The sequence below is a fragment of the Neorhizobium sp. BETTINA12A genome, assembly GCF_023006485.1.
Taxonomy (GTDB): Bacteria; Pseudomonadota; Alphaproteobacteria; order Rhizobiales; family Rhizobiaceae; genus Neorhizobium.
Window position 1 is genome coordinate 1 of record NZ_JALBGW010000191.1, and the last position, 8,408, is coordinate 8,408.

Annotated in this window: 11 protein-coding genes; 7 read left to right on the forward strand and 4 right to left on the reverse strand. The window is 61.9% G+C overall.

The features are described from left to right. From MOV61_RS26305 to MOV61_RS26315, 3 genes are all read right to left on the reverse strand, one after another. On the reverse strand, positions 1 to 578 hold a 578-nt coding region (locus MOV61_RS26305; RefSeq protein WP_247138697.1), incomplete at its 3' end, for a GTP-binding protein. 1 nt (position 579) lies between these two features. Then, positions 580 to 1,533 (reverse strand): sulfate adenylyltransferase subunit CysD, encoded by a 954-nt coding sequence (gene cysD, locus MOV61_RS26310; RefSeq protein WP_105432736.1) that lies wholly within the window; start codon positions 1,531 to 1,533, stop codon positions 580 to 582. A 42-nt stretch (positions 1,534 to 1,575) separates the two neighbouring features. Continuing rightward, positions 1,576 to 2,346, reverse strand: coding sequence for a phosphoadenylyl-sulfate reductase (locus MOV61_RS26315; RefSeq protein WP_247138698.1), 771 nt, complete (start codon positions 2,344 to 2,346; stop codon positions 1,576 to 1,578). A 360-nt stretch (positions 2,347 to 2,706) separates the two neighbouring features. Between MOV61_RS26315 and MOV61_RS26320 the strand changes: the two genes are divergently transcribed. The 7 genes from MOV61_RS26320 to MOV61_RS26350 all read left to right on the forward strand — a co-directional run bounded on the left by MOV61_RS26320 (position 2,707) and on the right by MOV61_RS26350 (position 7,851). Next, entirely contained in the window at positions 2,707 to 3,162 is a 456-nt protein-coding gene (locus MOV61_RS26320) for an Rrf2 family transcriptional regulator (protein ID WP_247138699.1), read from the forward strand. Between the two features lie 62 nt (positions 3,163 to 3,224). Further along, positions 3,225 to 3,470: a type II toxin-antitoxin system ParD family antitoxin gene (locus MOV61_RS26325; RefSeq protein WP_247138700.1), complete on the forward strand. Its 246-nt coding sequence runs from the start codon at positions 3,225 to 3,227 to the stop codon at positions 3,468 to 3,470. Further along, positions 3,460 to 3,759, forward strand: coding sequence for a type II toxin-antitoxin system RelE/ParE family toxin (locus MOV61_RS26330; protein ID WP_038540785.1), 300 nt, complete (start codon positions 3,460 to 3,462; stop codon positions 3,757 to 3,759). The genes MOV61_RS26325 and MOV61_RS26330 overlap by 11 nt, the downstream gene beginning before the upstream one ends. 238 nt (positions 3,760 to 3,997) lie before the next feature. Next, entirely contained in the window at positions 3,998 to 5,056 is a 1,059-nt protein-coding gene (locus MOV61_RS26335) for a sulfate ABC transporter substrate-binding protein (RefSeq protein WP_247138701.1), read from the forward strand. Between the two features lie 13 nt (positions 5,057 to 5,069). Beyond that, positions 5,070 to 5,927: a sulfate ABC transporter permease subunit CysT gene (cysT, locus tag MOV61_RS26340; RefSeq protein WP_038540790.1), complete on the forward strand. Its 858-nt coding sequence runs from the start codon at positions 5,070 to 5,072 to the stop codon at positions 5,925 to 5,927. After that, positions 5,920 to 6,798: a sulfate ABC transporter permease subunit CysW gene (gene cysW, locus MOV61_RS26345; protein ID WP_247138702.1), complete on the forward strand. Its 879-nt coding sequence runs from the start codon at positions 5,920 to 5,922 to the stop codon at positions 6,796 to 6,798. The genes cysT and cysW overlap by 8 nt, the downstream gene beginning before the upstream one ends. Positions 6,799 to 6,813: 15 nt before the next feature. After that, positions 6,814 to 7,851, forward strand: a complete 1,038-nt coding sequence (locus MOV61_RS26350; protein ID WP_247138703.1) for a sulfate/molybdate ABC transporter ATP-binding protein — start codon at positions 6,814 to 6,816, stop codon at positions 7,849 to 7,851. Positions 7,852 to 7,861: 10 nt separating this feature from the next. Here the strand turns inward: MOV61_RS26350 and MOV61_RS26355 are convergent. Continuing rightward, positions 7,862 to 8,408: chloride channel protein (locus MOV61_RS26355; protein ID WP_247138704.1), on the reverse strand; the 547-nt coding region annotated here is incomplete at its 5' end.

Here is an 8,408-nt window from a genome sequence, read left to right on the forward strand (position 1 = left end):
AGGTTGACCACGCCGCGGACCATCTGGTCTGCGTGACGCGGATCGACGCCGAGATTCATGGAGATTTCGACGGTTTCGTCGAACTTCGCCGTGGCGCGAACCTTGACCATCAGGGCGGCGATCGTCGCGTGCCGGCGGGTCTGTTCGAGAAGGCCGGCGCGGGCGTCGGCAAGCAGGATGGCGAGATCGGCAGTCGAGGCGCCGGTCGCCATGTTGCGGGTATATTGCTCATGGCCGGGCGTGTCGGCGACGATGAACGAGCGCCTGTCGGTCGAGAAATACCGATAGGCAACGTCGATCGTGATACCCTGTTCGCGTTCGGCCTGCAGGCCGTCGAGCAGCAGGGCGAAGTCCGGCAGGCCAAGGTCGTTCTGGCCGCCCGAGTCGCGGGCAAGCGTCGCGGCCTGGTCTTCCTTGACCGCCTTGGTGTCCCAGAGCAGCCGGCCGATCAGCGTCGACTTGCCGTCGTCGACGGAGCCGCAGGTGATGAGACGCAGCGGGCGCGTGTCGCGCACCGCCTTAAGGGGCTCTGCGAAGGGCAGGATGGTCGCCGAGGCGTTTTGGGCGGGAGCGGTCATCTCAGAAATATCCTTCGCGCTTCTTCTTTTCCATCGAGCCGGACTGGTCGCGGTCGATCGCGCGGCCCTGGCGTTCGGAAACGGTGGCGATTTCGAGCTCGGCGATCACCTCTTCGAGGTTGGAGGCTGTCGAGCGGATGGCGCCGGTCAGCGGAAAGCAGCCGAGCGTGCGGAAACGGATCATGCCCTGCTGCACGGTTTCTCCGGGTAGCAGTTCAAGCCGCGGATCCTCGGCAAGGATCATCATCCCGTCGCGCTCCACATAGGGGCGTTCGGCGGCGTAATAGAGCGGCACGAGTGGGATGTCCTCCGCCTGGATGTAACGCCAGATGTCGACCTCGGTCCAGTTGGAGAGCGGGAAGGCGCGCACGCTTTCCCCTTTCCGAACCATGCCGTTATAGACGTTCCACAGTTCCGGGCGCTGGTTGCGCGGGTCCCATTTGTGGTCCGGGGTGCGGAACGAATAGATCCGTTCCTTGGCGCGGGAGGCTTCCTCGTCGCGTCGGGCGCCACCGAAGGCCGCGTCGTAGCCGCCGGCATCCAGCGCCTGGCGGAGCGCCTCGGTCTTCATGATGTCGGTGTAGAGCGCCGAACCGTGGCTGAACGGCGAGATGCCTTCTTCGGCGCCGCGCGGATTGGTGTGGACCACAAGGTCGAGATCGTATTTCTCGGCGATCTGGTCGCGGAACTCGATCATCTCCTTGAACTTCCACGTCGTGTCCACATGCAAGAGCGGGAAGGGGACGCGGCCGGGATAAAAGGCCTTGCGGGCGAGATGGAGCAGGACGGAGGAGTCCTTGCCGATCGAATAGAGCATGACGGGTTTTTCGAATTCCGCCGCCACTTCGCGAAAGATGTGGATCGCTTCGTTTTCGAGGGCCTTCAGATGCGGATCGAGCGGCGGTCTGGAAACGGGCGGGTTCTTCACTTCCGTTTCCTGTACTGACAAGGGCATTTCGGTCTCCGGGTAGTCTCTAGAAACAAACAAGAAAGAGCTTCAGTTCGCTTGGGGGCCAGGCTCTGCGATCGGTTGAGCGGCGTTTTCCGGCACATGCAGGCCGCATTCGCGCTTCTCGTCGTTTTCCCACCACCAGCGGCCGGCGCGCTCGGGCTCGCCGGGCTTGATGGCGCGGGTACAGGGTTCGCAGCCGATCGAAGGATAACCGCGCTTGTGGAGTGGATTGACCGGGATCGCCTCCGACGCCACATGGGCGTTGATCGTCTCGATGTCCCAGTCGGCCAGCGGGTTGATCTTGATCAGGTTGCGCTCGGCATCGTATTCCGCAAACGGCGTCGTGGCGCGATTGCCCGACTGGCCGCGGCGAAGGCCGGTGATCCAGACGTCGGCGCCGGCTAAGGCCTTGGCAAGAGGCTTCAGCTTGCGCACATGACAGCAGGCGTGGCGGGCTTCGACGCTGTCGTAGAAGCCGTTGAGACCATATTTCGCCGCGTATTCATCGACGTCGTCCTGCTCCGGCCGGAAGCGGTGGATCTCGATGCCGTAGCGTTCTTCGGTCTCGCCGATCAGGTCGACGGTTTCCTTGAACAGCCGGCCGGTTTCGAGCGTCGAGAGCTCGACCGGCAGGCGGTGCGTGCCGATCGCTGCTGTGATCACCTGATCCTCGATGCCGAGCGAGGTGGTGAACACGGCGCGGCCGAGCTCGGCGGCAAGCGCAAGGCGGCCGGCAAGGTCAAGGCTTTCAAGCTTTGCGTCGAGGGTGGCGGCCAATCCTAGGCGATCCTGGCCGGCGGCGTCGTGCAGTGTCATGGGTCTTCTTCCGTGAGCAATTGCTGGATTATCCAGATTCCACGCGCGTAAAGACAGGAAAACCCGTTTCTTCCCATGGTGATGCGGAGCAAATATCTCTCCAAAGCGACGCTCACACAGAAAACCTGCCGCCTTAACCAAAAGTGACCGAATTTATCCCGGAAACCCCTGCATTGGTTTGTATTTTCTCGTGATTTGAGCTATTGCGGGAACATGTCTCCGGGGCTTTGTTTCCCCTGGCGGATATGCAGCCCCTGAGCGCCCTTCCGGCGCCCCCGTGGATGCCCCGAACGAAGCTGAACTGAGCGGCGCCGTAAGGACTATTTACCTTGCGGCGGCGCTATTGTCGATGGTTGCGTGATGATATCCCAGAAAGCGAAATACGCTCTGCGGGCCCTGGCCGCCCTGGCCCAGGCCGATCCCGAAGAGCCGATGCTGATTTCCGAGATTGCCCTCCAGCAGAGCATTCCGAAGAAATTCCTGGAACAGATTCTGCTCGACCTGAAACGCTCCGGCATCGTCGTTTCCCGCCGCGGCAAGCAGGGCGGTTATCTTCTCCTGAAGCCCGCTGACGCCATCACCTTCGGCGAAGTCCTGCGCCTGGTCGACGGCCCGATCGCCCCGCTCCCCTGCCTCTCGCAGACCGCCTACCGCAAATGCGAGGATTGCGACGGCGAACACCTCTGCGAAATCCGCCACGTCTTCGCCCGCGTCGCGGATGCGACCCGCGACGTGCTGTTCAACACCACGATCGCCGATGCCGTCGAAGGCGCCGGCGACGCCAAGGCCCCGGTCAGGGAACTGCTGACGGCTTGAGGCCTCTGGTTTCGGCTTGGCGATGTACCAAAATTTGGTATAATGGCGAGGCAGGAGGCAGCATGGCTCGAAATACATCCATCTCACTTGGCGATCATTTCGCCAGCTTCATCGACACGCAGGTCGAAAGCGGCCGTTATGGTTCCGCAAGCGATGTCGTCAGGGCAGGCCTGCGCCTGCTTGAAGAACATGAGGCCCGAGTCAAAGCTTTACAGGACGCTCTGATTGCCGGTGAAGAGTCTGGCTCGCCACAACCCTTTGATAATCAGGCATTTCTGAAGCGGATGCGAGCGCGTCATGGCCGCTAAGGGCCGGGACTATAAGCTTTCACCACTCGCGGAAGAGGATCTTGAGGATATTTGGGGTTACACGGTCGAAACGTGGTCTTGGGAACAGGCCGAGCGCTACCACGATGAACTGATCTCAACTCTGGAAGGATTGGCGGCAGGGCGGAAACTCGGTCGGCCGGTTGATATTCGGCAAGGATATTTCAAATATTCCGTCGGTGCGCATTGTGTTTTCTATCGGTTTTCCGAAAGTGCGATCGATATTATCCGCATCCTCCATCAGAAGATGGACGTCAGCCGACACCTCTAGTATCTCGCAAATCGCCCGTAAAATTCTCCTCCCACGCCTCAAAATCCCGAATACGGCCGGATTGTGATTTTGCAAACCACCTCTTTGCCAACTCTGGCATTCTGTCCATGTAGTGAGGGTTAATAGTTTCTTTGTCGTGGCGGGCCCCCAAAGGGAAACAGTTTTGCCTTCTTCCCGGCCTCGATTGACTAAGACGACCCAACCGATAGAGTTTTGGCAGAACCACAGGAGGGACCTCATGTTCAAATTTGCCCCGGGATTGGGCTGGCGGCTAGGTGCGCGTTTGGGCGCCGTCGCTCTCGGTCTGTCCTTGACGGCCGGCATTTCGGCCGGCATCGTGGCGCCGGCCTTTGCCGATAGCCAGCTTCTCAACGTCTCGTACGATCCGACCCGCGAGCTCTACAAGGATTTCAACGTCGTCTTCGCCAAATACTGGAAGGCTCAAGGCGGCGAGGATGTGACAATCCGCCAGTCGCACGGCGGTTCCGGCGCGCAGGCCCGTTCCGTCATCGACGGCCTTGAGGCCGACGTCGTGACGCTGGCGCTCGAAAGCGACATCAACGCGATCGAGAAGTCCGGCAAGATCAAGGCCGGCTGGCGCGACCGCCTGCCGAACCATGCATCGCCTTACACGTCGACGATCGTCTTCCTCGTCCGCAAGGGCAATCCGAAGGGGATCAAGAACTGGGGCGACCTGGTGAAGGGCGACGTCTCGATCGTCACGCCGAACCCGAAGACCTCCGGTGGCGCCCGCTGGAACTACCTCGCCGCCTGGGCCTGGGCCAACGAGGAATACAAGGGCGATCAGGCCAAGATCAAGGCTTACGTCGGCGAGCTTTACAAGCGCGCTCCGGTTCTCGACACCGGCGCCCGCGGCTCGACGGTCACCTTCGCGCAGCGCCAGATCGGCGACGTGCTGCTTGCCTGGGAAAACGAGGCTTATCTCGCCGGCGAGGAATTCGGCAAGGATGCCTTTGAAATCGTCGTTCCGCCGATCTCGATCCTTGCAGAGCCGCCGGTTGCCGTCGTTGACGCCACCGTCGATTCCAAGGGTACCCGCAAGCAGGCGGAGGCCTATCTGCAGTATCTCTACTCCGACGAGGGCCAGAACATCGCGGCGAAGCACTTCTATCGTCCTTCGAAGCCCGATGTGGTAAAGCCGGAATTGTTGAAGGCGCTGCCGAACATCAAGCTCGTCACCATTGACGATCCGATCTTCGGCGGTTGGAAGAAGGCGCAGCCCGAACATTTCGGTGACGGCGGCATTTTCGACCAGATCTACAAGCCCGGTAAGTAAGTCGGAATATTCAATGATCCATAACGCCACTGCCTCACCGGCAAAGTGGCGACTGAAACGGCCGAGCATCATCCCGGGTTTCGGGTTGACGCTCGGCTTTTCGCTCGCCTACCTGTCGCTGATCATCCTCATCCCCGTTGCTGGCTTGCTCTGGCGTACTGCCGGGCTTGGCTGGAGCGGGTTTTTCGCTGTTCTGACCGATCGGCGCACGCTGGACGCACTTTATATATCCTTCGGCACGGCCTTCGTGGCCGCGCTGCTCAACGTCGTTTTCGGCACCGTCGTCGCCTGGGTGCTGACCCGTTACAATTTCCCCGGTCGCCGGCTGATCGATGCGATCGTCGACCTGCCGTTCGCACTGCCGACGGCGGTCGCCGGTATTGCGCTTGCGGCGCTCTATGCACCGAACGGCTGGGTGGGATCGCTGTTCATGCCGTTCCGCATCGCTTTCACGCCGCTCGGCATCATCGTGGCACTGGTTTTCATCGGGCTTCCCTTCGTGGTGCGCACGGTGCAGCCGGTCATGGAAGAGCTGGACCGCGAGGTGGAGGAAGCCGCAGCCACCCTCGGCGCCAATCGCTTCCAGACGATTTCGAAGGTGATCCTGCCGGGGCTGACGCCGGCGATCCTGACCGGTTTTGCGCTCGCCTTCGCCAGAGGCGTAGGCGAATATGGTTCGGTCATCTTCATTGCCGGCAACATTCCTTACGTCTCGGAGATCGCGCCGCTGCTGATCGTCATCAGGCTGGAGGAGTTCAACTATGCGGGTGCGACGGCGATCGCCACCATCATGCTGACCATCTCCTTCGTGATGCTCTTCGTCATCAACCTCATCCAGGCCTGGAACCGCAGGAGATACGGCAATGTCTGAAGTCTCCCGCGCAGCGCTCGGCAACCCGCCGCGATTCCGGAGCCCCGCCGACGAGCGGCCGCTCGCAAAGTTCCTGCTGATCGGGCTGGCGCTGGTTTTCCTCGCCTTCTTCCTGCTCCTGCCGCTGGTATCCGTTTTCGTCGAAGCCTTCCGCAAGGGTTGGGTGGAATATTACGAAGCCCTGATCGAGCCCGATGCCGCCGCAGCGATCCGCCTGACGCTTCTGGTGGCTGTGATTTCCGTTCCGCTCAACCTCGTCTTCGGGCTCTGCGCCGCCTGGGCGATCGCCAAGTTCGAGTTTAAGGGCAAATCCTTCCTGATCACCCTGATCGATCTGCCGTTCTCGATCTCGCCGGTCATCTCCGGCCTGGTCTACGTGCTGCTGTTCGGCTCCAACAGTCTGCTCGGCCCGATCCTCAAGAGCCACGGCATCACCATCCTGTTTGCCGTGCCGGGTATCGTGCTCGCCACGGTCTTCGTCACCTTTCCCTTCGTCGCGCGCGAACTGATCCCGCTGATGGAGGACCAGGGCACCGGCGACGAGGAAGCGGCGCTGTCGCTCGGCGCATCCGGCTGGCAGACCTTCTGGTATGTGACGTTGCCGAACATCAAGTGGGGCCTGCTCTACGGCGTGCTCCTCTGCAATGCCCGCGCCATGGGCGAGTTCGGCGCCGTCTCGGTGGTTTCGGGCCATATCCGCGGCCTCACCAACACCATGCCGCTGCATGTGGAGATACTCTATAATGAGTATAACTTCGTCGCGGCCTTCGCGGTGGCGTCGCTGCTGGCATTGCTGGCGCTCGTCACCCTTGCATTGAAAACCCTTCTCGAACTTCGGTTCGGTGCCGGCGCTGCCGGCGGCAGGCATTGAAAGGTCTGAGGCTAGATGGAAGTCACCATCAACAATATCCGCAAGGAATTCGATCGTTTCCCGGCGCTGAACGACGTGTCGCTGAAGATCGCCTCCGGCGAGCTGATCGCGCTGCTCGGCCCGTCGGGTTCCGGCAAGACGACGCTGCTGCGGCTGATCGCCGGCCTCGATTTCCCGACATCGGGCAAGATCTTCTTCGGTGATCAGGACGCCTCGCACCATTCGGTGCAGGAGCGCAATGTCGGTTTCGTCTTCCAGCATTATGCGCTGTTCCGGCATATGACGGTTGCCGAGAATATCGGCTTCGGCCTCAAGGTCCGCCCGGCTGCCAGCCGCCCGCCGAAGACGGAAATCCGCCGCCGGGTCTCCGAACTCCTGGAGATGGTCCAGCTCGGCGGGCTCGAGAAGCGGTATCCGAACCAACTTTCCGGCGGCCAGCGCCAGCGCGTCGCGCTTGCCCGCGCCATGGCGATCGAGCCGCGCATCCTGCTGCTCGACGAACCGTTTGGCGCACTCGACGCCAAAGTCAGGAAGGAACTCCGCCGCTGGCTGCGGGAATTCCACGACCGCACCGGCCACACCACCGTCTTCGTCACCCATGACCAGGAAGAGGCGCTGGAACTCGCCGACCGCGTCGTGGTCATGAGCCAGGGCAAGATCGAGCAGGTCGGCTCGGCCGACGACGTTTATGACCGGCCCGGCTCGCCCTTCGTCTTTTCCTTCATCGGCGAGTCCTCGCAGCTCCCGGTCGAGGTCAGGGATGGCACCATGCTTTTCCAGGGCCAGCCGATCGGCATTGCGGAAACCGGCAGCGGGGCAGGGGAACTGTTCTTCCGGCCGGAAGACGTGACGCTTGTCGACGCGCCGGATGCGCTGTTCGGCAAGGTCACCGCCTGTCGCCGCCTTGCCGGCACCCGGATTGCCGAAATCGACATCGCCAATGACGGCCACGCGCCTTATCACGTCGAGGTCGAAGTGCCGCTGCATGCGCCGATCGAGCTCGGCAGCGAAACGCGTTTTCGCCCGACCCGCTGGAAGGTTTTCCGCAAATAAGGTCTAAGGTCTAGCTTGCCGTGCGCTCCTCCGCGCGTCTCGCGCGGATGCTGGCGGCGATGAAGGCGCGCGACAGGCCGTGATAAAGTGGTTCCGGCGAAAGCATGCGCGAGGTGATGTAGCCGAGCATCGACGCCGCCATGATCGGGATGACGGCCTGATGGTTGCCGGTCATCTCGATGATGATCACGAAGGCCGTCATCGGCGCCTGCACAACGCCGGCGAAGTAACCCGCCATGCCGAGCAGGGCCGAAAGGGCGACACTGGCCCCGAGGAGCGTTCCGAGTGTTGCGCCCAACCCGACTCCGACCGATAACGATGGCGCGAAAATACCGCCCGGAATGCCTGAAATCATCGATAGGAAGGTCGCCGCGAGCTTCTCGATGAAAAACACCGGCGAGATCGTCTGGCCCTCCAGCATCGATTTTGCCTGATCGTAGCCGGTTCCGAAAGTCTGCCCGCCGGAGACGAGACCGATCGCGGCGACGGCCAGCCCGCACGCGGCGGCGAGGCCGACAAGCCGCTTTAACGGATCGGGGTGCGCCCAGCGGCGGATG

Excerpts from the sequence above, each read along its gene's own strand:
- cysD (WP_105432736.1), bottom strand. The coding sequence starts at position 1,533 with ATGCCCTTGTCAGTACAGGAAACGGAAGTGAAGAACCCGCCCGTTTCC.
- MOV61_RS26315 (WP_247138698.1), bottom strand. The coding sequence starts at position 2,346 with ATGACACTGCACGACGCCGCCGGCCAGGATCGCCTAGGATTGGCCGCC.
- MOV61_RS26320 (WP_247138699.1), top strand. The coding sequence starts at position 2,707 with ATGATATCCCAGAAAGCGAAATACGCTCTGCGGGCCCTGGCCGCCCTG.
- MOV61_RS26325 (WP_247138700.1), top strand. The coding sequence starts at position 3,225 with ATGGCTCGAAATACATCCATCTCACTTGGCGATCATTTCGCCAGCTTC.
- MOV61_RS26330 (WP_038540785.1), top strand. The coding sequence starts at position 3,460 with ATGGCCGCTAAGGGCCGGGACTATAAGCTTTCACCACTCGCGGAAGAG.
- MOV61_RS26335 (WP_247138701.1), top strand. The coding sequence starts at position 3,998 with ATGTTCAAATTTGCCCCGGGATTGGGCTGGCGGCTAGGTGCGCGTTTG.
- cysT (WP_038540790.1), top strand. The coding sequence starts at position 5,070 with ATGATCCATAACGCCACTGCCTCACCGGCAAAGTGGCGACTGAAACGG.
- cysW (WP_247138702.1), top strand. The coding sequence starts at position 5,920 with ATGTCTGAAGTCTCCCGCGCAGCGCTCGGCAACCCGCCGCGATTCCGG.
- MOV61_RS26350 (WP_247138703.1), top strand. The coding sequence starts at position 6,814 with ATGGAAGTCACCATCAACAATATCCGCAAGGAATTCGATCGTTTCCCG.